Here is a 23,988-nt window from a genome sequence, read left to right on the forward strand (position 1 = left end):
CCGTAGGCGCGGCTTCGGCCGCGGCAGGCTTTACCGCGAAGGTCCGTCGCGGCTGATTCCACAAGCGGGACAACAGCCATTCGCACGAGCCGCTGCTCGCGATCATCGGCGGCGCCGTCGTGCCGATGCCGCGTGCGATCGCCTGCGTTGTACCAACGGCTACGGCCACCGCGGCCGTGCTCACTTATCGTGCGGTCCCTTCCATTCCCCATCCTGTTCGGAGCGTCCCATGCGTCGATTCGTGTGCTGTTCGTTGGCCATCGCCCTCGGTCTGTCTGCCCACGCCGCGCAGGCGCGGGTCTGGGAACCCACACCGGGCCACGTGCAGGTGCCGATCTGGCCCGGCGCGGTGCCGGATGCGTTGCCGCACCCGAAGCCGGAAACGGCCGGTCCCGGCCCGGGCAAGCCGTGGTGGCCTGCCATCCACGACGTCAGCCGGCCGACCATGACCGTGTACCCGGCGCAGGGCCACAACACCGGCGCCGCGGTGGTGGTGTTTCCCGGCGGCGGCTACCAGATGCTGGCGATGGACCTGGAGGGCACGGAGATCTGCGACTGGCTGGTCTCGCGCGGCATCACCTGCGTGCTGCTGAAGTACCGCGTGCCGAACTCCGGGCCGACCTGGGTCAACGACCGGCGCTACTACCCCAAGGTGCAGACCGCGCTGCAGGACGCACAGCGCACGCTGGGCCTGGTGCGCCAGCAGGCCGCCACCTGGGGCGTGGACCCGCACAAGATCGGGGTGATGGGCTTTTCCGCCGGCGGCCACCTGGTCGCCGCGACCAGTACGCATTTCGCCCAGCGCACCTATCCGCTGGTGGATGCCGCCGACCGCGTGAGCTGCCGCCCGGACTTCGCCATCGCCGTGTATCCCGGCCATCTGTGGGTGCACGAGGACGAGGACGACGACACCCGCAATCCCACCGATCTGGCGTTGCGTCCGGACATCCGCGTCGTCGCCGACACCCCGCCGACCTTCCTGCTGCAGGCTCAGGACGACCACGTGGACGGCGTCTCGCAGGTGCTGGCGTACTACGTCGCGCTCAACCACGCCGACGTGCCGACGGAAATGCATATCTACGCCCAGGGCGGCCACGCCTTCGGCCTGCGCGCCAAGAATCTGCCGATCGCACAGTGGCCGCAGCTGGTGGAGACCTGGCTGCGGACGATCGGGGTGCTTGAGAGCCGGGATTAGGGATTCGGGATTCGGGATTGGCAAGAGCGTGTCAGCGCGCGGATTGTGCTTTCACGAATCCCCAATCCCAAATCCCGGACGTTGTCACGAATCCCCAATCCCGACTCCCCAATCCCGCCCGCCTCTGGCGGGCTCCTGATACAGCCGCGCCGATCCGCCCATCGCCGGGTCGCTGATGCCGGGCTTGCCGGTTTCCACGCGGCCGGCCAGGCGCTGACTGGCGTTGTCCTGGACCAGCCACAGGTCGTACCAGCCGCCGCTTGGCTTGGCGCTCCAGCGAAGACGCTGCTCGGCGCCGGGCGCCAGCGTCACCCGCTGGCGCGGTTGTGCCTGGGCGTAGGCGGCCGGTTCCAGGGACACGCTAAGCGGCGCGGTCCCCGGGTTGCGCAGGACCAGGCACAGCGCCTGCGCGTCGGTCGGGTTCTGGACGATCTCGGCCTGCAGCAGCGGGGCGCTGAGGTCGCCGCGGTAGTGGCGATGGAAGCCGTTGGGGCCGAGCAGCCACAGGTCGTAGCTGCCGTCGTAGGTGGTCCAGGTGCCGTCCAGGGTCGCGCCGGCGCCGACCGTGTAGCGGCGCGGGAGTGCGGCCAGGTCGTAGCGGTCGTAGACGTGCAGCACCGCCGCGGCGCCGGTATTGGCCATGCGCAACTGCACCTCGCCACGTGCCTGCACGTACTGCAACTGCACCGTCGGCCGATACGGCAGTGCGCGCGAACGGCGCACGCCGAAGGCCTGTCGTGGCGCCTGCAGTTGCGTCGGCAGTGGCGGCAGCGCGTGGTCGCGCAATGCGGCGGCGCGCGCGGCCGCCTCGCGCACGTCGGGCAGGTCGGCGACGAATGGGCGGGTATCGGCCTGGCGGAAATCGAAGGCGTCGAGCAGGTCGCCGCAGACCGCGCGGCGCCAGGCGCTCACGCCGCTGGCGGCGACGCCGAAGCGGCGTTCCAGCAGGCGCAGCACCGAGGTGTGGTCGTAGACCTGCGAATCCACCCAGCCGCCGCGGCTCCACGGCGAGATCACGTACAGCGGCACGCGCGGGCCGAGGCCGTAGGGGCGTCCGCGCAGTTCCGGCGGATCGGCCTTGACATCGCCAGGCGCAGGATGCAGGTGGTATTCGCCATCGGTGTCGACGCTGGAGGCGCCGGCCCAGCCGCCGGCCGCGGTCATGGCCGGATCGAGCGACGACGAGGGCGAGGGCGGCGCCGGCGGCGGCACGTGGTCGAAGAAGCCGTCGTTCTCGTCGAACATCAGCAGCAGTGCGGTGCGTGCCCACACCTTGGGGTCGGCGGTCAGCGCATCGAGCACGCGCGCGGTGTAGGCCGCGCCCTGCGCCGGGCTGGACGGATCCGGATGCTCGCTGCCGGCGGCGTCGGCGATGATGAAGCTCACCGACGGCAGCCGCGCAGCCAGCACGTCCTCGCGCAACTGGGCGAGGCTGCGGCTGGACACGCCACGTGCGCGCAGTTGCGGATCGTGCCCGGGCGCGCCGCGCCAGGCCGCACGGAACGGCGCGAAGCCGGCCAGCGGGTTGTCGGTGAAGTTGTCGGCCATGTCCTGGTAGATCTGCCAGGACACGCCGGCTTGCTGCAGCGCCTCGACATAGCTGGGCCAGCGATAGTCGTCCGGGTCGCCGCCCAGTTCCGGGAAGTTGTCGTGCGAGTTGGCGATCGCCGGGCCGCCGGCGCGCGCATGCGGATCGTTCTGCCCGGTCCACAGGAACACGCGGTTCGGATTGGTGCCGGCCTGGATCGCGCAGTGGTAGGCGTCGCAGATGGTGAAGGCGTCGGCCAGGGCGAACTGGAACGGCAGGTCGTCGCGTTCGTAGTAGGCCAGTGCGTGGTCGCGCTTGGCCGCCGGCCATTGGCCCATGCGGCCGTGGTCCCAGGCCTGCTGCGCGTTCGGCCAGGTATGCGGGGTGCCCTGCACGCGCATGGTGGCGAAGTCGCGCGCGGTGCGCAGCGGGAACGGCGCGAGCTGGCGGCTGCCGTCGGCGCTGGGCTGCAGCCACACCGTGCGCGGTGCGGTGTCGGGCAGCGGCGGGGCGGGGATCGGGAAACGGTCGCCGAAGCCGCGTACGCCGGGAAGGCTGCCGAAGTAATGGTCGAAGGCGCGGTTCTCCTGCATCAGGATCACCACGTGCTGCAGGTCGTCGAGGGTGCCGCTGCGCACGTCCGGGGCGATCGCCGCGGCGCGGGCGATGCTCGGCGGCAGCAGGGAGGCGGCGCTGGCGGTGAGGCCGGCGCGGAGCAGCCGGCGGCGGGTCTGGTCGGTCATGGTGGTCCGGGGAAACGCAATGCGGCGGCGGCCGGGATCGGCCGCCGCCGCGAGACTGCCACGGCGCCGGTTACAGGTCGACCATGAAGGTCAGGCCGACGGTGCGCGGCGGCGCGATGAAGGCGCTGTCGCTGCCGTCCACGCCGTTGAGGTAGCGCTTGTCGGTGAGGTTGCTGATCACCAGGTCCAGCTTGGCCTGCTGCAGTTGCGGGCTGAGTCCGCCCAGGGCGATGCCGAGGTTGGCGTCGAAGGTGGTCACCGCATCCAGCGCCGCGCTGTTGGCCGCGTCCAGGTAGCGCCGGCCCAGGTAGCGGCCGGACAGGCCGCCGTGCCAGCGCTGGCCCTGCCAGTCGGCCGACAGCACCAGGGTCTGCCGCGGCTGGCCGATCACCTGCGAGCCCGGGGCGATCTCCAGCGCCTGGTCGCGCGCGGCGTTGCCGCTGCCCAGGTAGGTGGCCTTGTTGTAGGTGTAGGCACCGTTGAGCCGCCAGCCGTTGTCCCAGGCGTAGCCCAGCGCCAGCTCCACGCCGCGCGCGTGCACGCCGCCGAAGTTCTCGTAGACGCCGTCGGTCTCGCCCAGGTAGTCGATGCCGGTGACGAAGTTGGCCGGCACGTAGACGATGCGGTTGTCGAAGCGGATGTCGTACAGGGTGATGCTGCCGGTCAGCGGCCAGCGGCTCATGCGCAGGCCGACCTCGATGTTGTCGGCGGTTTCCGGCTTGACCTTGCTCAGCACCAGCGGATCGGTCTCGCCGAGCACGCCGGAGGGGATCGCGGCGAAGTTCTGCGAGAAGCCGGCGAAGGCTTCCACGCCCTTGAGCGGCGTGGTCCAGGTCAGGCCGGCGGAGAACAGCGGATCGGAGTGCGAATCCGATTCGATGTGCGCGGCGTCGCCGATGCGGCGGTCGCGGGTCTGGTCGACGAAGAACTGCTTGACGCCCACGCGCCAGGCGAAGTCGCCATAGCGCATCACGTCCTCGACGTAGTACATCTGCTCGTTTGTGCGGTAGTCGTCCTTGAACTGCACCCAGTACGGCACGTGGTCGAAGGCGATGTTGGTGCCGACGTTGAGCAGGCGGTGCCAGTCGCGGGTGACGCTGCGGTCGAAGCGTTCCAGCCACAGGCCGCCGCGCACGGTGTTGTGCAGCCCGCCGAAATCCTGCGCCCATTCCACGTCGGCGGTGACGCCGCCGCGCTGGTTGTCGTAGTGGCTGTGGCGGTAGGACTGCACCGGCAGCGAGCCGGCCGGGTAGCAGGCCGGGTTGGACTCGGCCGGCAGCGTCGCGGTGTCGGCGCAGCCGGGCAGCATGCTCGCCGCCGCGCCGCTCGGGGTGACGAAGTAGAGCTTGCCCAGGGCGCTGCCGCCGTACACGGTGTGGCCGCCGGTGTATTCGGACTCGGGCTGGCCGGCGCCATCGTTGGTGACGTCGACCAGGTACGGCGGAATCCAGTCGCCGCGGCCCTGCATGCGGTGCGCATAGCCGGTCAGGGTGGCCTTGAAGCCGTTGCCGCCGTCGAACAGGCCGCGCAGGTAGCCGAAGGTGTTCTTGCGCAGCGCGCGCGAGCCCGAGCGGTAGTTCTGGTCGTAGTAGGGGATGCCGGTGAGCGTGCCGGTGAGCAGGTCGTGGTCCGGATCGGTGGCGAACTGCGCCGGGGTGACGCTGCTGTATTCCGACTCGTTGGCATCGTCGTAGGACAGGTAGCCGCTGAGCGTCCACGCGCCGAGGTCGCTGACGAACTTGCCTGCGAGGTGATCGCGGGTGGTGTGGCCGCTGCCGTCGATCCAGTCGTCGTTGCTGGCGTGCGAGCCGCTGACCCAGGCGCGGGTGCCGCCGAGGTCGCCGCTGTCGTAGCGCGCGTAGTACTTGCGCGCCTGGTTGTCGCCGATGCCGAAGGCCAGGCGCACGCGCTGCTGGTCCAGCGGCTCGCTGGTGAGGAAGTTGAGGGTGCCGCCCAGCGCTTCGTTGGAACGCGAGGCGATGTCGGCGGTGCCCTGGCTGACCTCCACCGTCTCCAGGTCCAGGGTATCGATGAAGCGGTTGGCCTTGGAACCGCCGCCGTAGGCCGAGCCGCCGTTGGGCACGCCGTCGATGGTGGTGCCGATCTGCTGGTCGTCGCGGTTGGTGACGAAGCCGCGCATGCTGATCTGCGTGCCCCAGTCGGAGGAGCCGAACGCATCGGCCTCGGTGGCGATCACGCCAGGCAGCTCGTTGAGCGCGTCGTTGACGCTGCTCATCGCGAACTGGCGGTCCAGCGCCTCCTTGCTGACGTTGATCTTGGCGTAGGTGGTGGCCTGGCCGAGCACCTGCACTTGGTCGAGGGTGGAAACCTGGTCGCTGCTGTCGGCAGGCGCGGCGGTCTCTGCTGCGTCGGTGGCCTCGGCGGCGTGGGCACAGGCGATGCTGGCGGCGAGCGCCAGGGCCAGCAGGGTCGGAGAAGGGGTGCGGAAATACGCCGAAACGGTCATCGGTTGCGCAGCTGCGTGAGGGGCGCTCATGGTCGTGCCGGGCGGTTTCGTGCGTGTGACCGGGATCTTGCGAATCCGTGCACCATGCGCAAATCGGCATGAATCGCGTGCGGTGCGGGACCCGGAGCCACGCGCATTGGCAACGGGTGGCTGGCGGTTGCGGCGGAGCCACTGCGTGTGCGCGGCTGTCCGGCACGGTGTCGCAGTGCGCGGCGCGTGCGGTGTTGACGGTGCGTGTCGGGCACGGATGCCGGCAGGCGATGCGGATTCGCCACAGCGAGGATGTGTCCTCCGCGGGGCGCACGCAGGCGCCGCGCGGTGGCGCGACCGCAGCCGGGGCTCCGCCGTGATGGCGCAGCACACGGCCGACCCGGCATCATCGCCGCTGCCGCCGCTGGCGGGTCCCCACCGGAATCTCCTGCCCGATGAGCCACGAACTGATCTACCTGCTGCTGATCTTCGCCCTGCTGGTGATCCCGCGCGCGCTGCAGCGGTTCAAGATGCCGGCGCCGCTGACCTGCCTGCTGTTCGGCATCATCGCGATGCTGGCGATGGGGCCGCGTGCGCACGATCCGGTGGTGACCCTGCTGGCGACGCTCGGCATCTCCTCGCTGTTCCTGTTCGCCGGCCTGGAGGTGGACCCGAAGGCGCTGCGCCGCGGCCTGTGGCCGCTGCTGCTGCACCTCGTGGTGCGCGGTGCCACCCTGTTCGGCGTCGGCTGGCTGGCCTGGCGCTACGCCGCGCTGCCGTGGCAGGCGGCCGGGTTGCTGGCGCTTGCCCTGCTGACCCCATCCACCGGCTTCATCATCGAGTCGCTGGGGCGGCTGGGGCTGGACGAGGAAGAACGCTTCTGGGTCACCAGCAAGGCCATCGCCGGCGAGCTGCTGGCGCTGGCGGCGCTGTTCGTGATCCTGCAGGCCGGCGATCCCTGGCAGATGGGCCTGTCCAGCCTGGCGCTGGTGGCGATGCTGGTCGGCCTGCCGCTGCTGTTCGTGGCCCTGGGGCGCTGGGTGGCGCCGCAGGCGCCGGGGTCGGAGTTCTCGCTGCTGGTGATGGTCGGGCTGATCGCCGCCTACATCACCTATTCGTTGGGCGTGTACTACCTGGTCGGTGCGTTCATCGCCGGGCTGGTGGCGCGGCTGCTGCGCCAGCGCATGCCGCTGCTGGCCTCCGACGAGAACCTGCAGGCGGTGCGCCTGTTCGCCTCGTTCTTCGTGCCGTTCTACTTCTTCAACGCCGGCACCAAGGTGCCGAGCGGGGCGCTGAGCCTGCAGGCGCTGGGCCTGGGCCTGGCCATGACGGCCTGCGTGCTGCCGCTGCGCATCGGCATTCTTTGGCTGCAGCGGCGGGTGCTGTTCGGCGAAGGCGCGCGTAGCAGCCTGCGGGTGTCGCTGGCGCTGTCGCCGACGCTGATCTTCACCCTGGTCCTGGCCGGCATCCTGCGCGACCGCTTCGCCATCGCCGACGCGCTGTTCGGCGCCCTGCTGCTGTACGCGGCCCTGACCACGCTGCTGCCGGCGCTGCTGCTGCGCATGCCGTTCGACGTCAGTCCGTTGGAGACGGCGCCGGCCGCGCCGGCAGATGCCGCGTCGGCGCAGGTGCCGACGGCACCGGATGAGCCGGTCGCCGAGGCGCCGGTGGTGGACGCACCGACGCCGTTGGCGGGCGCGCCGGAGACCGCGCCGCGCCCCCAGCCCGGGCCGGCGTGAGCCGGGACGCTTGAAAGCCGGCGTGCGGCCCCCATACTGGCCGCCTCCGTTGCTCTCGCGTTTTTGCCGCCATGCCGATCTACGCTTTCCAATGTGCCGCATGCGGTCACAGCTTCGACCGCCTGCAGAAACTGTCCGATCCCGATCCGGAGACCTGTCCGGCCTGTTCCGCTACGGCGGTCAAGCGCCAGCTCACCGCGCCGGCGTTCCGCCTGTCCGGCAGCGGCTGGTACGAGACCGACTTCAAGAAGGACGGCGACAAGAAGCGCAACCTCGCCGAGTCGGGCAGCACGGGGGGCAGCGGGGACAGCAAGCCCGCGGCCGCGCCAGCTGCCGATGCACCGGCCAAGCCGGCCGCCGCCGCCACGCCGGCACCGGCGCCTGCCGCGGCCAAGCCTGCGGCGACCTGAGTTCCGGCCTTGCCAAGTCGCGCCAGGCACGCGCTCCTCGTAGGAGCGGCTTCAGCCGCGACCGGGCATCACCCGGTCGCGGTAATCCAAAAAGGGCACGAGCCGCCCTCAAAATCGACGTCTCACGCCGAGCATCGGGCCGCCAGACATTGCGCGCGGCCCGCATTCGCCTGGCTCAGCGCGCCCCGAAGCGCGCCCGGCAGCCGCCGTTGACCCACACCGTATTGCCTTCGTAGCCCCAGCTGCGGCCTTCCGCGCAGGTGGTGCCGGACAGTTGTTCGATCAGCACCGGGCGGCCCTGGCGGCGGTCCCAGGCGCAGGTGCGCAGGCGCTTGTCGTCGCTGCTGCAGGTCACCGTGTAGCCGTTGTCCAATGGCGGCCGGCCCGGTCCCCAGCCGCCGCCGCCGCGGCCCTCGGCGAACTCGCCGCGGCAGCCGTCGTCGACCCACACCGCGCCATCGCGCGAGCCCCAGGTGCGGCCTTCGATGCAGCGGGTGTCCGACAGCTGCCGCACCAGCATGGCGTTGCGCCAGCCGGTCGGGCAGATGCGCTGGCGCTGGTCCTGGCTTTCGCAGCGCACGGTGCCGGCCGCGCCGCCACCGCCACCGCCCCAGTTGCCGCCCGGAGCGCCACGGCCCTCGACGAAGCGGCCACGGCAGCCCTGGTCCACCCACACCACGCCCGGCGCCGAGCCCCAGGTGCGGCCTTCGATGCAGGGCGAATCGGAGAGGGTGCCGACCAAGCGGGCGGGCCCGCGGAACGGGGTCGCGCACTGTTGGCGCCGGCGGTCGTTGCTGGAGCAGGCGACGGTGCGGCCGTCGAAGCCCGGTTCCTGCCGCCAGCCGCCGCCGCTGCCGCGCAGCGAGGTGGCGATGTCCTGCTGGATGTTGCCGAAACTCCAGCCGCGGTCGATCTGGTCCAGATAGAACTCGAGCTGGTCGTCGGGGATCTGCCGGCCGCGCGACTGGTCGGCGTACTCGCGTTCGATCACCCGGACCCGGCCGGGGACCGATAGTTGCCGCAGGTCCTGCGGGGCATAGGCGCGGGCGCTCTGGGCCGCGGCCGGGGCGCTGGCCAGGGCCAGCGCGGCGATCACCAGCCAGGTGCCAAGGGGCTTCAACATGGGTTCTCTCCTCCCCGTGAATGGTGCGCGGACTATAGCCGCAGGCCAACTTAAGCCAGGATGAGTCATGCGCGATTTGCCCGGGCCGACGCGCCGCCGCAGAATACCGGGCTTGCCGGCGCCTTCTGCGCCGGCCGCCCCCTGTTTGGAGCTAGCGATGCGTACCCACTTCTGCGGCCTGGTCGACGAGACCCTGATCGGCCAAACCGTCACCCTGGCCGGCTGGACCGACGTGGCCCGCAACCTCGGCGGCGTGTGCTTCATCGACCTGCGCGACCACGAAGGCATCGTGCAGGTGATGGTGGAGCCGGAGAACGCAGACGTGTTCAAGGTGGCCGCCAGCCTCGGCTACGAGGACGTGCTGCAGGTCGAGGGCGTAGTGCGCCCGCGGCATGCGGTCAACGACAAGCTGCGCAGCGGCAAGGTCGAGGTGATCGCCACCGCCATCACCGTGCTCAACAAGGCCGCGCCGCTGCCGTTCCACGCGCACGAGAACCCGGGCGAGGAAACCCGCCTGAAGTACCGGTATCTGGACCTGCGCCGCCCGGAGATGCAGCGCATGCAGCGCACCCGCATCAAGCTGGTGCAGGCGCTGCGCCGCTACCTGGACGAACGCGGCTTCCAGGACATCGAGACCCCGATCCTGACCAAGGCCACCCCGGAAGGCGCGCGCGACTTCCTGGTGCCGGCGCGCATGCACCCGGGCGAGTTCTACGCGCTGCCGCAGTCGCCGCAGCTATTCAAGCAGATCCTGATGGTGGCCGGCTTCGACCGCTACTACCAGATCGCCCGCTGCTTCCGCGACGAGGCGCTGCGCGCCGACCGCCAGCTCGAGTTCACCCAGCTCGACATGGAGTTCGCCTTCGTCCGCGAGCGCGACGTGCAGGACTTCGTCGAGGCGATGGTCCGCGCCATCTTCAAGGAAGTGGTCGATGTCGAACTGGCCGCCGAATTCCCGCGCATGACCTGGGCCGAGGCCATGCGCCGCTATGGCTCGGACAAGCCGGACCTGCGCATCGCGCTGGAACTGACCGACGTCGCCGAGCTGGTCAAGGACAGCGATTTCGCCGTGTTCAGTGCGGCGGCCGCCGACCCCGACGGCCGCGTCGCCGCGCTGCGCATTCCCGGCGGCGCCAGCCTCTCGCGCAAGCAGATCGACGAATACGCCGCGCACGCCGCCAAGTACGGCGCCAAGGGCCTGGCCTACATCAAGATCGCCGACAGCGGCGAGATCAGCTCGCCGATCCAGAAGTTCTTCGGCGAGGCCGCCTTCGCCGCGCTGCTCGCCCACGTCGGTGCCGGCAACGGCGACATCGTGTTCTTCGGCGCTGGCGCCTACGGCAAGGTCTCCGACTTCATGGGCGCGCTTCGCCTGAAGGCCGGCAAGGACTTCAATCTGGTCGCCGACGGCTGGCGTCCGCTGTGGGTCACCGATTTCCCGATGTTCGAGTGGGACGAGGAGGCGCAGCGCTACGTCGCCCTGCATCACCCGTTCACCGCGCCGGCCGTGGACGACATCGCCGAACTGCGCACCCACGCCAAGACCGCGGTGTCGCGCGGCTACGACATGGTGCTCAACGGCAACGAGATCGGCGGCGGTTCGATTCGTATCCACCGCCCGGACATGCAGAGCGCGGTGTTCGAGCTGCTCGGCATCGGCGCCGAGGAAGCGCGCGCCAAGTTCGGCTTCCTGCTGGACGCGCTGAACTACGGCGCGCCGCCGCACGGTGGCATCGCCTTCGGCATCGACCGCATCGCCGCGCTGATGGCCGGCACCGAGTCGATCCGCGACGTGATCCCGTTCCCCAAGACCACCGGCGCGCAGGACCTGATGACCGACGCACCGTCGCCGATCGCCGACGCGCAGTTGGCCGAAGTGCACGTGCAGGTGCGCCCGCAGGCGCAGTGATCCCTTTCTTCCAACCGTAGCGCAGGCCGACACATGAGCGAGACCGCATTCAATCTGGAGTGGGAAACCCTCGGCAACGAGGGCGCAGTGGACGCCATCGTCACCCAGCGCGCGCGCGTGTTCGGCGGCTGGCTGGTGCGTGCCGGCAGCGGCGCCAACGCGCCGCTGGCGTTCGTGCCGGATCCGGAAGGCCGTTGGGATGGCGAGGACTTCGGCGAGGACGACTACGAGTACGAGGAAGACGAGGAGGAAGAGGAGGACGAGGAAGAAGGCGACGACGAGGACGAGGACGACGGCGAAGAGGCCGACGCCGACGCCGCGCACCCGGCGCGCTGAGTCGTGCTGATTCGCCGTGCCACGCCGGACGATGCCGCGGCGGTGACCCGCATCGCCACGGCCACCTTCTGCGAAACCTTCGGCCATCTGTATCCTGCGCAGGACCTGCAGGCCTTCCTCGACGAAGCCTATTCGATCGAGCGCGCGCAGGTGGTGCTGGCGCATCCGGACTACGCGATCTGGCTGGTCGAACATGACGGCCAGGTGGTGGGACACGCCGCCGCCGGCCCTTGCGGCCTGCCGCATCCCGACGTGACGCCTGGCGACGGCGAACTGAAGCGGCTGTACCTGCTGCGCGCGCACCAGAACGGCGGCTGGGGCGCGCGGCTGTTCGAGACCGCCCTGGCCTGGCTGGAGCGCGACGGCCCGCGCACGCTGTGGGTCGGCGTGTGGTCGGAGAACCTGGGCGCGCAGCGGTTCTACGCGCGCTACGGCTTCGAGAAAGTCGGTACCTACGAATTCCCGGTGGGGCAGGTGCGCGATCTCGAATTCATCCTGCGCCGGCCGCCGCGCGCGGGCTGACGCCTGCAGCCGGGCGCGCCCGGGCGCCGCCGCGTCGACGCCACGGCAACGAAGGCGCGCTAGAGTGCTGGCCTGTCCAGCTTGAGGAGAGCGCGCCATGTTCCGACCGTGGATGGGAGTCGCCGCCGTGTTGCCGCTGCTGGCCGCGTGCGCGCCACCGGCCAAGTTGCAGCCGGCCAGTGGCGGGCCGAGCGTGCAGGGTGACGGTCGCTGCAACGTCGAGGCCGTGGCCTGGGCGGTGGGCCAGGAGGCCACCCAGGCAACCATGAGCCGGGTCTGGAAGGAGAGCGGGGCCGGCGTGGTACGGCCGATCGCGCCGGGCCAGGCGGTGACCCGCGACCTGCGCCTGGACCGGCTCAACGTGTTCCTGGATGGCAGCAACCACATCGTTCGCACCACCTGCGGTTGAGCCGCGCATGGCCGCCGCGCCGCAGGTGCTGTTGCTGCATGGCATCTGGAACGCGCGGCCGTGGCTGCTGCCGCTGGCGCTGCGCCTGCGCCGCGAGGGCTGGCGCGTCGCGCGCTTCGGCTATTCGACCGCGTTCGGCGGCGCCGAGGCCGCGCTTCCACGGCTGCACGCGCGCATCGAGCAACTGTCAGCCGCGGGGCCGGTTGCCCTGGTCGGGCATAGCCTCGGCGGCCTGATCGCGTTGCAGGCCTTGCAGCAGGCGCCGACACTGCCGGTGACCCGGGTGGTGTGCCTGGGCAGCCCCTTGGCCGGCAGTGCCGCCGCGCGGGCCCTGGCGCAACGGCGGCTCGGGCGGGCGCTGGGCCGCAGTGCGGCGCTGTTGCAGCGGGGCGTGGCGGGTTGGGATGGGGTGGCCGAGGTCGGCATGGTCGCCGGCACGGTGGCCCGCGGCCTCGGCGCGCGCTTTGCCGCGCTCGGGCCGGCGTCCGACGGCAGCGTGGCGCTGGCCGAGACCCGCGTGCCCGGCCTGAGCGATCACTGCCAGGTCCGCGCCAGCCACAGCGGCCTGCTGTTCTCGATGCAAGCCGCGCGGCAGACCGCCGCGTTCCTGCGCGACGGCCGCTTCGCCGCCTGAGCCGGCGCCTGCCAGAACCCAATGCGCCGCATTGCGATCCACCGCGACCGCGTGGCGCCGGTGTAGGGGCGATGCCGCCGCTTACGGCGTCACGAAGGTCTTCAACCAGTCCAGCGTGGGGTTGAGCGCCCAGGCGGCGGTGCCGCTGCGGTAGTTGCCGTCGACCAGCACGCCCGCGCACTGGGTGCCCGGATAGCCGCCGAAGCCCATGAAGCAGTGGTCTGCGTAGAGGTCCTGCACCTCGCGATCCTTGACGACGTACCAGCCGCTGCCGTTGCTGCGGAAGCACGACTGCTGCCCGTCGCAGCGCAGGCCGGTGACCAGTTGCGCCTGCGTGCGGGCGATGTTCTCGGTGCCGCCGACGAACATGTCGCGCTCGCCGTTGATGATGCGCAGGCGATCGGACGGCAGCGAATGGTTGCCGTCGGCGATGCACGACGCCAGGTTGTAGTAGGCGGTGTAGGTCGCGCCGGTGCCCTGGCCGAACGAGGCGGCGACCCGGGGCTCGTAGTCGTGCGCCAGCACCGAGATGATCGAGCCCTGGCTGAGCCCGCCGGTCACCACGCCCTTGGAGCAGTCGGCCTTGTCGCGGGCGCAGAGCTGGGCGATGGCGCTGTTGAGATTCTGCGCATCGAAGATGGCCTTGGCGCGGTTGCCGATGACGCTGCAGCTGCCGAAGCTGGCGTTGTCGTACTCCACCGAGGCGGCCACGAAGCCCTTGGCGGCCGCGGCATTCACCGCGGCCATCGCCCAATTGCTCTGGTAGTTCTCGCCGGTGCCGCCGATATGCACGTACACCGGGTACTTGCCGGCCGCGCGGGGCTCCTGGCCGCTGATCGCATAGGTGCTGACGCCGGCACTGTAGCGTCCCCGGAAGGCATCGGTCTGGGCGCTGGCGAGGCCCGGGGCGGCGAGGGCGGCCAGGCCCAGGCAACGCAGGGCCAGCGACAGGAACCGGGTGGGAAGGGGCGTGCTGCGGGACATGTGGGATCTCCTTCGATGCGATGGAAAGCGGGCGCGGCTTGCGCGTTCAGCCTCCCAGTGGGGCGCTACAGTCTTGGCGGCAGTCCGCGCGCAGGGGTAGACAGTGCGCCGAGGTTTGACGGCCACCACGGGCCGGCGCGCCCCGAGCGCCAGGCGCCACCGGAGACGGGACGCACGCGCAGGCGCCTGCGCCGGTCGGTCGTCGGCCCGTCCGGGCCGCGGGATGTGCGCTGCATCAGGTAAAATCCGCGCCTTGTCCTTACAACTGTCCGGAACGCCCCATGGGTAGAGGCCCCTCGATCGAAGCCCGCAAGAACGCATCCGATGCGAAGCGCGGCAAGATTTTCACCAAGATCATCCGCGAGATCGGCGTCGCCGCGCGCGCCGGCGGCGGCGATCCGTCCAACAACCCGCGGCTGCGCGTGGCGATGGACAAGGGGCTGGCCTCCAACATGTCCAAGGACGTGATCGAGCGTGCGATCAAGAAGGCCACCGGCGAACTGGAAGGCGTGGAGTACGAGGAAGTGCGCTACGAGGGCTATGCCCCGGGCGGCGTCGCAGTGATCGTCGACTGCCTGACCGACAACCGCGTGCGCACCGTGGCCGACGTGCGCCACGCCTTCAGCAAGTGCGGCGGCAACATGGGCACCGACGGCTCGGTGGCCTTCATGTTCAAGCGCCTGGGCGTGCTCAGCTTCGCCGCCGGCGCCGACGAGGAGAAGATCACCGAGGTGGCGATCGAGGCCGGCGCCGACGACATCGTGGTCTACCCCGAGGACGGCGCGATCGACGTGCTGACCGCGCCGGAGGCGTTCCAGGCGGTCAAGGACGCCATGGACGCGGCCGGCCTGGCCGCCGACCACGCCGAAATCACCTTCCGCGCCGACAACGACATCGCCGTGGACGGCGACACTGCGGTGCAGGTGCGCAAGCTGCTGGACATGCTGGAAGACCTGGACGACGTGCAGAACGTCTATTCCAACGTGGACCAGGCCGCCCTGAGTGACGGGGGCTGAGACCATGACCGCCGGGGCCCGGGGCCCAAGACCCGGAACCCGGAAGAACGCCGTGCCGCCACCGGAGGCATCGCAGACGTCGATGGCTGCCACGGGCATTTCTGCCCGCACGGGCGCTGCTTTCCCGATTCCCGATTCCCGAATCCCCAATCCCGGCTCCACCACCACGCGCATCCTCGGCATCGACCCCGGCTCGCAACGCACCGGCGTGGGCATCATCGACGTGGACGCGGCCGGCCGTACCCGGCACGTGCACCATGCGCCGCTGGTGCTGCTGGGCGAGGGCGACTTCGCGCTGCGGCTCAAGCGCCTGCTGCACGGGCTGGACGCGCTGATCGAGGAATACCGGCCGCAGGAAGTGGCGATCGAACGCGTGTTCATGGGCAAGAGCGCCGACGCGGCGCTGAAGCTCGGCCATGCCCGCGGCGCGGCGATCTGCGCGGCGGTGCTGCGCGAACTGCCGGTGCACGAGTACGCGGCAAAAGAGATCAAGCTCGCCGTGGTCGGCAAGGGCGCGGCGGAGAAACAACAGGTGCAACACATGGTCGGTCTCATGCTGAGCCTGACCGGCAAACTTCAGGCCGACGCCGCCGACGCGCTGGCCGTCGCCATCACCCATGCCCACGTGCGCGCCACCGCGCAGCGCCTGGGCGTCAGCACGCAGCAGGCGTGGAGTAGAAAATGACAAAGGCCGGGAATCGGGAGTCGGGAATCGGGAATCGGAACAGCAGAAGCGGTGAAGCGGTCCTCCGCTTTTTCCACTCCCCATTCCCGTTTCCCCATTCCCCGCGCCTCGCAGGGGCCGGGAATCGGGAATCGGGAATCGGGAGTCGGAACAGCAGGAGCGGTGAAGCGGTCCTCCGCTTTTTCCATTCCCCATTCCCGTTTCCCTATTCCCGGCGCCTCGCAAGAGGCGCCCAATGATCGGCCGTCTGCGCGGGATCCTGGCCTACAAGCAGCCGCCGTGGCTGGTGATCGATGTGGGTGGGGTGGGGTATGAGCTGGAGGCGCCGATGAGCACCTTCTACGACCTGCCCGATGTCGGCCGCGACGTCATCCTGTTCACCCACTATGCGCAGAAGGAGGACAGCGTGTCGCTGTACGGCTTCCTGCGCGAGGGCGAGCGGCGCCTGTTCCGCGACGTGCAGCGGGTCAGCGGGATCGGCGCGAAGATCGCGCTGGCGGTGCTGTCCGGGGTCAGCGTCGACGAGTTCGCGCGGCTGATCACCGCCGCCGACGTCACCGCGCTGACCCGCATCCCCGGCATCGGCAAGAAGACCGCCGAGCGCATGGTGGTGGAGCTGCGCGACCGCGCGGCCGACTTCAGCGGCGGTGCGCCGATCACCGGGCAACTGGGCACCGACGCGGTGTCCGAGGCCACGGTGGCGCTGCAGCAGCTCGGCTACAAGCCGGCCGAGGCGGCGAAGATGGCGCGCGACGCCGCCGCCGACGGCGACGAGGTCGCCACGGTGATCCGCAAGGCCCTGCAGGCGGCGCTGCGCTGACCGCCCGGTCGGCCCGGCTTCTCCCCGCTCTTTCTTCACGTTCTGGCGCTACTCTTCCCACCATGTCCAGCTCCTCCAGTTCCGCCGCCCGCCCGGGCAGCCACGATCCGCATGCCAAAACGGGCCTGGGGGTGATGCTGACCGCCATCGGCGTGGTCTTCGGCGACATCGGCACCAGTCCGCTGTACACGCTCAAGGAGGCGTTCTCGCCGCACTACGGGCTGACCCCGGACCACGACACCGTGCTGGGCATCCTCTCGCTGGTGTTCTGGGCGCTGATGCTGGTGGTCACGGTCAAGTACGTCACCGTGATCATGCGCGCCGACAACGACGGCGAGGGCGGCATCATGGCGCTGACCGCGCTGGCGCAGCGGACCCTGCCGGGCGGCTCGCGCTCGATGTACGTGGTCGGCATCCTCGGCATCTTCGGCGCCTCGCTGTTCTTCGGCGACGGTGTGATCACCCCGGCCATCTCGGTGCTGTCGGCGGTGGAAGGCCTGGAGGTGGCCGCGCCCAAGCTGGAGCCGTTCGTGGTGCCGATCACCCTGGTGGTGCTGGGGATGCTGTTCATGGCCCAGCGCTACGGCACCGAGCGGGTCGGCAAGGCGTTCGGCCCGATCACCCTGGTCTGGTTCGTGGCGCTGGGCGCGATCGGCGTCTACAACATGGCGCGGGCGCCGGAAGTGCTGCATGCGCTGAACCCCTGGTGGGGCGTGCGCTTCTTCGCCGAACACAACTGGCACGCGGTGTTCGTGCTCGGCGCGGTGGTGCTGGCGGTGACCGGCGGCGAGGCGCTGTACGCGGACATGGGCCATTTCGGCGCCAAGGCGATCCGCCGCTCCTGGCAGTGCGTGGTGCTGCCGATGCTGACCCTGACCTACCTGGGGCAGGGCGCGCTGGTGCTGCGCGATCCGGCCGCGGTCAGCAACCCGTTCTACGAGGCGGTGCCGGAGTGGGCGCTGTACCCGATGATCGTGCTGGCCACCGCGGCCACGGTGATCGCCTCGCAGGCGCTGATCACCGGCGCCTACTCGGTGGCCAGCCAGGCCATGCAGCTGGGCTACATCCCGCGCATGCACATCCGCCACACCTCGCACTCCACCATCGGCCAGATCTACGTGCCGGCGGTGAACTGGTGCCTGCTGGCGCTGGTGGTGGTGGCGGTGATCGGGTTCGGCGACTCGACCTCGCTGGCCACCGCCTACGGCGTCTCGGTCACCGGCACCATGCTGATCACCACCGTGCTGATGGTGATCTACGCGCGCGCCAACCCGCGCGTGCCGGCGCCGCTGCTGTGGCTGTTCGCGCTGGTGTTCCTGGCGGTGGACTGCGCGTTCTTCTACGCCAACATCATCAAGTTCCTGGACGGCGCCTGGTTCCCGCTGCTGCTGGGCCTGATCCTGTTCACCCTGATGCGCACCTGGCGCCGCGGCCGCAAGCTGCTGCACGACGAGATCCGCAAGGACGGCATCAAGCTCGACACCTTCCTGCCCGGGCTGATGCTGGCGCCGCCGGTGCGCGTGCCCGGCACCGCGGTGTTCCTGACCGCCGATCCGATGGTGGTGCCGCATGCGCTGATGCACAACCTCAAGCACAACAAGGTGCTGCACGAGCGTAACGTGTTCCTGACCGTGGAAACCCTGCAGGTGCCGTACGCGGCGGCCGGGCAGCGGCTGAAGATCGACGCGATCGGCGACGAGTTCTATCGCGTCTACGTGCGCTTCGGCTTCATGGAGACCCCGGACGTGCCGCTGGCGCTGATGCGCTCCTGCGACCAGGGCGGGATCTACTTCGACCCCATGGACACCACCTATTTCGCCAGCCGCGAGACCATCGTGGCCAGCGCCAACCGCGGCATGCCGATCTGGCGCGACAAGCTGTTCGCGGTCATGCACCGCAACGCCGCCCCCGCCACCGGCTTCTTCCGCATCCCCGGCAACCGCCTGGTGGAATTGGGCGCGCAGGTGGAGATCTGAGGCCGCGACGGTGTCGCGGCCTTGGGAATGGGGAAGCGGGAATGGGGAATAGGGAAAGGCAACGGCCGCGGCGTTCGGCCTGAAACCAGGCGGCGACCATCAAAGTAGGCGCCAGCCGTGCCGCCAACCGCTACTATTGTCCGCTCGATTCCCCATTCCCGATTCCCCATTCCCGGCTTTCCATGGACCGCATCATCGCCAGCAGCGCCACCCGCGAGGATGAGGTCGCCGAGGCCAGCATCCGCCCCAAGCGGCTGGACGACTACCTCGGCCAGCAGCCGGTGCGCGAGCAGCTGTCGATCTACATCGAGGCGGCCAAGGCGCGCGGGGAGGCGATGGACCATGTGCTGATCTTCGGGCCGCCGGGCCTGGGCAAGACCACGCTGAGCCACGTCATCGCCAACGAGCTGGGGGTCAACCTGCGGGTCACCTCCGGCCCGGTGATCGAGAAGGCTGGCGACCTGGCGGCGCTGCTGACCAACCTGCAGCCGCACGACGTGCTGTTCATCGACGAGATCCACCGCCTGTCGCCGGTGGTCGAGGAAGTGCTGTACCCGGCGATGGAAGACTTCCAGATCGACATCATGATCGGCGAGGGCCCGGCCGCGCGCTCGATCAAGATCGACCTGCCGCCGTTCACCCTGATCGGCGCCACCACCCGCGCCGGTCTGCTGACTGCGCCGCTTCGCGACCGCTTCGGCATCGTCCAGCGCCTGGCCTTCTACACCCCGGACGAGCTGGCGCAGATCGTGCGCCGCTCCGCCAGCATCCTCGGCATCGCCTGCAACGCCGACGGCTGCGCCGAGATCGCACGCCGCGCGCGCGGCACCCCGCGCATCGCCAACCGCCTACTGCGGCGGGTCCGCGACTTCGCCCAGGTGCGCGCCGGCGGGCAGATCGACCTGGCGGTGGCGCAGGCCGCCACGCAGATGCTCAAGGTCGACGCCGAGGGCTTCGACGAGTTGGACCGGCGCATGCTGCGTACCATCATCGAGTACTTCGACGGCGGCCCGGTCGGCGTCGAGTCGCTGGCCGCCTCGCTGTCGGAGGAGCGCGGCACCCTGGAGGACGTGATCGAGCCCTACCTGATCCAGCAGGGCTACCTGATCCGCACCGCCCGCGGGCGCATGGCGACCAACAAGGCCTATCTGCACTTGGGCTTGCAGCCCAAGAGCCGGGAGTTGGGAATCGGGAATGGGGAATCGGGGGCGCTGTTCTAGGATGTTCTGGTTACCCAGCTACCGACAGGAGCGCCGCGCTTGATTGCCGATTCCCCATTCCCCGTTCCCGATTCCCGGCTATTCAGTTGGCCGACACGCGTCTACTGGGAAGATACCGACGCCGGTGGCGTGGTCTACCACGCGCGCTACGTGGCCTTCCTGGAGCGGGCGCGCACGGAGTGGTTGCGGGCACTGGGGTATGGTCAGGAGCGTCTGCGCCTGCAACACGATCTGGTGTTCGCGGTGCGCGCGATGCAGCTCGACTTCCTGCGCCCGGCACGCCTGGACGATTCCCTGCAGGTCGGCGTCGCGCTGTCGCACTGCAAGCGCGCCAGCCTGGTGTTCGCGCAGTCGATCCGCCGCGACGACGGGGAGCTGCTGTTGCGCGCGCAGGTGCGGGTGGCGGCGCTCAGCGCCGGCAGCTTCCGCCCGCGCGGCATGAACGACGCGCTGCACGATGCATTGAAAGTTCTTGAAATCACTGAAGCCGAATTACTGAGGAACGACGGATGATCGCATTGCTCCTGGCCCTGCAGGACACGGTGGTGGAGGCGCTGCCGCAGGACGTGACCCAAACCGCCACCCAGGCCGTCGCCAGCACCGCCGCCCACGGCGGCATCAACTATCTGGACCTGATGGTCAAGGCCAGCCTGCCGGTCAAGGTGATCGTGCTGCTGCTGCTGCTCGGCTCGCTGATCAGTTGGGTCATCATTTTCCGCAAGGGCAAGGTGTTCAAGAACGCCAACCGCGAGGCCGACGACTTCGAGAACCGCTTCTGGTCCGGCACCGACCTGAGCAAGCTCTACGCCGGCGCCACCGACCGCAATCGCGTGGTCGGCGGGCTGGAGGCGATCTTCGAGGCCGGGTTCCGCGAGTTCACCCGCCTGCGCGACAAGCGCCGGCTCGACGCACGCATCCAGCTGGAAGGCGCGCAGCGGGCGATGCGTGCCACCTATGCGCGCGAAGTGGACCGCCTGGAGCGCAACCTGGAACTGCTTGCCAACATCGGCTCCACCGCGCCCTACGTGGGCCTGGTCGGTACCGTGTTCGGCATCATGGTGACCATGCACGACATGATCAACAGCGGCCAGCAGGCGGGCATCGCCGCGGTCGCGCCGGGCATCTCCGAGGCGCTGTTCGCCACCGCCATCGGCCTGTTCGTGGCGATCCCGGCGGTGTGGGCCTACAACCGCTTCACCACCCGGGTCGAGCGCCTGGCCGTGCGCTTCGAGACCTTCTCCGAAGAGTTCAGCTCCATCCTGCAGCGCCAGGCCAGCGGCGACTGAGCGTCGCCCGCCTGCCCACGACTCCCAGGATTCCCGCATGACTGCCGCCATTTCCCGCCGCAAGCGCCGCAAGCTCAAGTCCGAGATCAACGTCGTGCCGTACATCGACGTGATGCTGGTGCTGCTGATCATCTTCATGGTCACCGCGCCCTTGCTCAGCCTGAGCGTGGACGTGGACCTGCCCGATTCCACCGCGCGCTCGGTGGAGAGCAAGAAGGACCCGGTGATCGTCACCGTCGATGCCGAAGGCCGCTACACCCTGACCCTGCAGGACGGCAAGCCGGAGAAGATCGCCGCGCCGGAGCTGAAGGCGAAGATCCAGGCCTTCGTCGGCCAGAACAAGGACGTGCCGGTGTTCGTCGCCGCGCCCGGCACCTCGAACTATCAACTGGTCATGGACACCATGGTCATGCTGCAGCAGGCCGGCGTGCCCAAGGTCGGCCTGATGAGTCAGCCCGGAAACAATGCACGCTGAAGCCGATTTCCGCCCGCCGCAGCCGCGCGGCGACGACAAGGGCCTGATCCTCGGGGTCGCCCTGGCGTTGCTGGTGCATGTGCTGATCGCGCTGCTGTTCTTCCTGGCCTGGTGGTGGTCGCCGGTGCGTCAGGTCGAACCGGCCGCCGGTTCGCCGATGGTCGAGGCCTCGCTGGTGGTCTCGGCCGCCGACGTGCGCTCGGCGCAGAAGGCGGTGAAGGACGCGCCCAAGCCCTTGCCCGAGCCGCTGCCCGAACCGGTCAAGGACGTCGCCGAGGAAGACACTGTGCCGCCGCCGCAGCCGCTGCCCACGCCCAAGCCGCAGCAGGCGCCGACCCCGCAGCAGCAGAAGGCGCAGGACTTCGTCCCGGTGCCCGACAAGGTCGACCAGGACCGCGCCACCCGCACCGCGATCTCCCAGGAAAAGGAGAAGCAGGAGCAGGAGGCCAAGCGCCGCCAGGAACAGATCGACCTGACCGAGCAGAAGCGCCAGCAGGAGGCCGAGCAGAAGCAACGCCTGGCCGCGCAGCAGGAAGAGGAGCGGCAGAAAAAGATCGCCGACATCCGCAAGCAGCGCGAGAAGCTCGAGCGCGAGGCGCAACTGGCCCAGCAGAAGCTGCAGCAGATCGCCGACTTGAACGCGAAGAAGGCATCGGCGGCCTCGGCCACCACGCCGCAGCAGGCGCCGGGCCAGAACGGCACCAATACCGACCTGCAGGCCAAGTACGCCGCGGCGATCCAGCAGGCCGTGCTGAGCCAGTGGGTGCGCCCGGACTCGGTGCCGCTGGGGCAGAAGTGCAAGATCTCGATCACGCAGATTCCCGGTGGTCAGGTCATGCAGGCCAAGGTCAGCCCCGACTGCCCCTACGACGAGGCTGGTCGCCGCTCGATCGAGGCCGCGGTGCTGCGCGCCCAGCCGTTGCCCTACCGCGGCTTCGAGACCGTGTTCGCGCGCAATCTGACCTTCAACTTCACTGCCCAGGACCAATGAGCCCGACGGCCACCGCCGCGTTCGCGCGCCGTCGGCCATCCATCGGACAGGCGATGGGCGATAATGGAGAGCGTCCTGCCATCGGCTTCACATGGCGATGGTTCATGATTGCGAATACGTTCACCCGCGCATTGCTATCTCTTGCGCCTTTCCGATCCTGCTGAGCGACCCATGAAGAAACTGCCGCGCTGGCTTGCCGTTCTCACCGCCCTGTTGCTGCCTCTCGCCGCGTCCGCGCAGGACAAGGGCCTGGAAATCGACATCGTCGGCGGCAATGCCTCGGCGACCCCGATCACCGTCGTGCCGATGCCGTACCAGGGCTCGGCGACCCCGCCGAGCACCGATGTCGCCGCCGTGGTCCGCGCCGACCTGGATCGCTCCGGCCAGTTCCGCAACCTGCCCGAGTCGCAGATCGTCGAGCGGCCGACCCGCGGCAGCGAAGTGCAGTTCGCCACCTGGCGCGCGCTGAAGCAGAGCTACCTGGTCGTCGGTCGGGTGATGGACGCCGGCGAAGGTGCCTACCGCGTCGAGTACGAACTGTTCGACGTGGGCAAGGGCGAGCGCATGCTCGGCCTGGCCATGACCGCACGCGCCAACGCCATGCGCGATGTCGCCCACCAGATGGCCGATGCCATCTACGAGAAGATCACCGGCGTGCGCGGCGCGTTCTGGACCCGCATCGCCTACGTCACCGCCAGCGGCAAGGGCGGGGCGATGCGCTATGCGCTGATGGTGGCCGACTCCGACGGCTACAACCCGCAGACCATCGTCCGCTCGGCCGAGCCGCTGCTGTCGCCGAACTGGAGCCCGGACGGCAAGAAGCTGGCCTACGTGAGCTTCGAGCGCGGCAACTCGTCGATCTACATCCAGGACATCGCCACCGGTGCGCGCCAGCTGGTCTCCAGCTTCCGCGGCATCAACGGCGCCCCGTCGTTCTCGCCGGACGGCAAGAAGCTGGCACTGGCGCTGTCGCGCAGCGGCAATCCGGAGATCTACGTGATGGATCTGGGCAGCAAGCAGCTGACCCAGCTGACCAACCACTTCGGCATCGACACCGAGCCGACCTGGGCGCCGGACGGCAACAGCATCTACTTCACCTCCGACCGCAGCGGCCGCCCGCAGATCTACCAGGTGCCGGCCACCGGCGGCAGCGCCACCCGCATCACCTTCCAGGGCAACTACAACGCGACCCCGAGCGTGTCCTTCGACGGCAACAAGCTGGTCGTGGCCCAGGGCAGCGGCAACACCTACAAGATCGCGATGATGGACCGCAGCCTGGGTTCGCCGCGCTGGAGCACGCTGTCGACCGGCTCGCTGGACGAGTCGCCGAGCTTCGCCCCCAACGCCAGCATGGTGCTGTATGCAGCGCGTGAAGGCGGCCGTGGCGTGCTGTACGCGGTCTCGGCCGATGCCCGCGTGCGGCAGCGCCTGGTGCTCGCCGATGGCGACGTGCGCGAGCCGTCCTGGTCGCCGTATCGCACCGCACGTTGACATGTAAGTTTGGTGTTAATATTTCGCTGTTGAACCCCTCATCGGCCCAGGAGCCACAA

General features: G+C 69.7%; 22 protein-coding genes. 18 read left to right on the forward strand and 4 right to left on the reverse strand.

Features of this window, described 5'->3' with window-relative positions; genetic code table 11:
• The first annotated feature begins 253 nt into the window (after nt 1-253).
• Nucleotides 254-1,195: an alpha/beta hydrolase gene (locus J7357_RS09500; RefSeq protein WP_209245990.1), complete on the forward strand. Its 942-nt coding sequence runs from the start codon at nt 254-256 to the stop codon at nt 1,193-1,195.
• Nucleotides 1,196-1,279: 84 nt separating this feature from the next.
• Here the strand turns inward: J7357_RS09500 and J7357_RS09505 are convergent, their stop codons facing one another.
• Together J7357_RS09505 and J7357_RS09510 are read right to left on the reverse strand one after the other, a co-directional pair.
• On the reverse strand, nt 1,280-3,466 hold the full coding sequence (locus J7357_RS09505) for a phospholipase C, phosphocholine-specific (RefSeq protein WP_209245931.1): 2,187 nt from the start codon (nt 3,464-3,466) through the stop codon (nt 1,280-1,282).
• A gap of 70 nt (nt 3,467-3,536) precedes the next feature.
• The gene (locus tag J7357_RS09510) at nt 3,537-5,933 is read right to left on the reverse strand and encodes a TonB-dependent receptor (protein ID WP_209245932.1); all 2,397 of its coding nucleotides are present in this window, start codon (nt 5,931-5,933) and stop codon (nt 3,537-3,539) included.
• 425 nt (nt 5,934-6,358) lie between these two features.
• On the opposite strand from J7357_RS09510, the gene J7357_RS09515 reads away from it, so the two are divergent.
• Both J7357_RS09515 and J7357_RS09520 read left to right on the forward strand, forming a co-directional pair.
• Nucleotides 6,359-7,642, forward strand: coding sequence for a cation:proton antiporter (locus J7357_RS09515; RefSeq protein WP_209245933.1), 1,284 nt, complete (start codon nt 6,359-6,361; stop codon nt 7,640-7,642).
• A gap of 71 nt (nt 7,643-7,713) precedes the next feature.
• Nucleotides 7,714-8,052, forward strand: coding sequence for a zinc ribbon domain-containing protein (locus tag J7357_RS09520; RefSeq protein WP_209245934.1), 339 nt, complete (start codon nt 7,714-7,716; stop codon nt 8,050-8,052).
• Between the two features lie 175 nt (nt 8,053-8,227).
• Here the strand turns inward: J7357_RS09520 and J7357_RS09525 are convergent, their stop codons facing one another.
• On the reverse strand, nt 8,228-9,175 hold the full coding sequence (locus tag J7357_RS09525) for a DUF3011 domain-containing protein (protein ID WP_209245935.1): 948 nt from the start codon (nt 9,173-9,175) through the stop codon (nt 8,228-8,230).
• Nucleotides 9,176-9,332: 157 nt separating this feature from the next.
• Here J7357_RS09525 and aspS point away from each other — a divergent pair, with 157 nt between their 5' ends.
• The 5 genes from aspS to J7357_RS09550 all read left to right on the forward strand — a co-directional run bounded on the left by aspS (nt 9,333) and on the right by J7357_RS09550 (nt 12,985).
• Nucleotides 9,333-11,084 carry an aspartate--tRNA ligase gene (gene aspS, locus J7357_RS09530; protein WP_209245936.1) on the forward strand — a complete coding sequence of 584 codons (1,752 nt, stop codon included), beginning with the start codon at nt 9,333-9,335 and terminating at the stop codon, nt 11,082-11,084.
• Nucleotides 11,085-11,117: 33 nt separating this feature from the next.
• Nucleotides 11,118-11,420: a DNA primase gene (locus J7357_RS09535; RefSeq protein ID WP_209245937.1), complete on the forward strand. Its 303-nt coding sequence runs from the start codon at nt 11,118-11,120 to the stop codon at nt 11,418-11,420.
• A gap of 3 nt (nt 11,421-11,423) precedes the next feature.
• On the forward strand, nt 11,424-11,942 hold the full coding sequence (locus tag J7357_RS09540; protein WP_209245938.1) for a GNAT family N-acetyltransferase: 519 nt from the start codon (nt 11,424-11,426) through the stop codon (nt 11,940-11,942).
• Nucleotides 11,943-12,039: 97 nt separating this feature from the next.
• On the forward strand, nt 12,040-12,351 hold the full coding sequence (locus J7357_RS09545; protein ID WP_244667391.1) for an I78 family peptidase inhibitor: 312 nt from the start codon (nt 12,040-12,042) through the stop codon (nt 12,349-12,351).
• Between the two features lie 7 nt (nt 12,352-12,358).
• On the forward strand, nt 12,359-12,985 hold the full coding sequence (locus tag J7357_RS09550) for an alpha/beta fold hydrolase (RefSeq protein ID WP_209245939.1): 627 nt from the start codon (nt 12,359-12,361) through the stop codon (nt 12,983-12,985).
• 81 nt (nt 12,986-13,066) lie between these two features.
• On the opposite strand, the gene J7357_RS09555 is transcribed toward J7357_RS09550, so the two are convergent.
• Nucleotides 13,067-13,969, reverse strand: a complete 903-nt coding sequence (locus J7357_RS09555) for a hypothetical protein (protein ID WP_209245940.1) — start codon at nt 13,967-13,969, stop codon at nt 13,067-13,069.
• A gap of 281 nt (nt 13,970-14,250) precedes the next feature.
• On the opposite strand from J7357_RS09555, the gene J7357_RS09560 reads away from it, so the two are divergent.
• From J7357_RS09560 to tolB, 10 genes are all read left to right on the forward strand, one after another.
• Entirely contained in the window at nt 14,251-14,985 is a 735-nt protein-coding gene (locus J7357_RS09560) for a YebC/PmpR family DNA-binding transcriptional regulator (protein WP_209229715.1), read from the forward strand.
• An 82-nt stretch (nt 14,986-15,067) separates the two neighbouring features.
• Nucleotides 15,068-15,670: a crossover junction endodeoxyribonuclease RuvC gene (gene ruvC / locus J7357_RS09565; RefSeq protein WP_244663467.1), complete on the forward strand. Its 603-nt coding sequence runs from the start codon at nt 15,068-15,070 to the stop codon at nt 15,668-15,670.
• Nucleotides 15,671-15,905: 235 nt separating this feature from the next.
• On the forward strand, nt 15,906-16,490 hold the full coding sequence (gene ruvA, locus J7357_RS09570; RefSeq protein WP_017907444.1) for a Holliday junction branch migration protein RuvA: 585 nt from the start codon (nt 15,906-15,908) through the stop codon (nt 16,488-16,490).
• Between the two features lie 134 nt (nt 16,491-16,624).
• A complete protein-coding gene (locus tag J7357_RS09575) occupies nt 16,625-18,466 on the forward strand; it encodes a potassium transporter Kup (RefSeq protein WP_234006659.1) in 1,842 nt (613 codons plus the stop codon).
• Between the two features lie 182 nt (nt 18,467-18,648).
• The gene (gene ruvB, locus J7357_RS09580) at nt 18,649-19,686 is read left to right on the forward strand and encodes a Holliday junction branch migration DNA helicase RuvB (protein ID WP_209245941.1); all 1,038 of its coding nucleotides are present in this window, start codon (nt 18,649-18,651) and stop codon (nt 19,684-19,686) included.
• 39 nt (nt 19,687-19,725) lie between these two features.
• Nucleotides 19,726-20,199, forward strand: coding sequence for a tol-pal system-associated acyl-CoA thioesterase (gene ybgC, locus J7357_RS09585; RefSeq protein ID WP_209245942.1), 474 nt, complete (start codon nt 19,726-19,728; stop codon nt 20,197-20,199).
• Entirely contained in the window at nt 20,196-20,972 is a 777-nt protein-coding gene (tolQ, locus tag J7357_RS09590) for a protein TolQ (protein ID WP_010344313.1), read from the forward strand. Before ybgC ends, tolQ begins: the two co-directional genes overlap by 4 nt.
• Nucleotides 20,973-21,009: 37 nt before the next feature.
• Nucleotides 21,010-21,447 (forward strand): protein TolR, encoded by a 438-nt coding sequence (tolR, locus tag J7357_RS09595; protein ID WP_017907449.1) that lies wholly within the window; start codon nt 21,010-21,012, stop codon nt 21,445-21,447.
• On the forward strand, nt 21,437-22,438 hold the full coding sequence (gene tolA, locus J7357_RS09600) for a cell envelope integrity protein TolA (RefSeq protein ID WP_209245943.1): 1,002 nt from the start codon (nt 21,437-21,439) through the stop codon (nt 22,436-22,438). Before tolR ends, tolA begins: the two co-directional genes overlap by 11 nt.
• A gap of 171 nt (nt 22,439-22,609) precedes the next feature.
• Nucleotides 22,610-23,929: a Tol-Pal system beta propeller repeat protein TolB gene (gene tolB, locus J7357_RS09605; RefSeq protein ID WP_010344310.1), complete on the forward strand. Its 1,320-nt coding sequence runs from the start codon at nt 22,610-22,612 to the stop codon at nt 23,927-23,929.
• Nucleotides 23,930-23,988 lie beyond the last annotated feature (59 nt).

The sequence above is a fragment of the Xanthomonas sp. D-109 genome (assembly GCF_017746095.1).
GTDB lineage: Bacteria > Pseudomonadota > Gammaproteobacteria > Xanthomonadales > Xanthomonadaceae > Xanthomonas_A > Xanthomonas_A sacchari.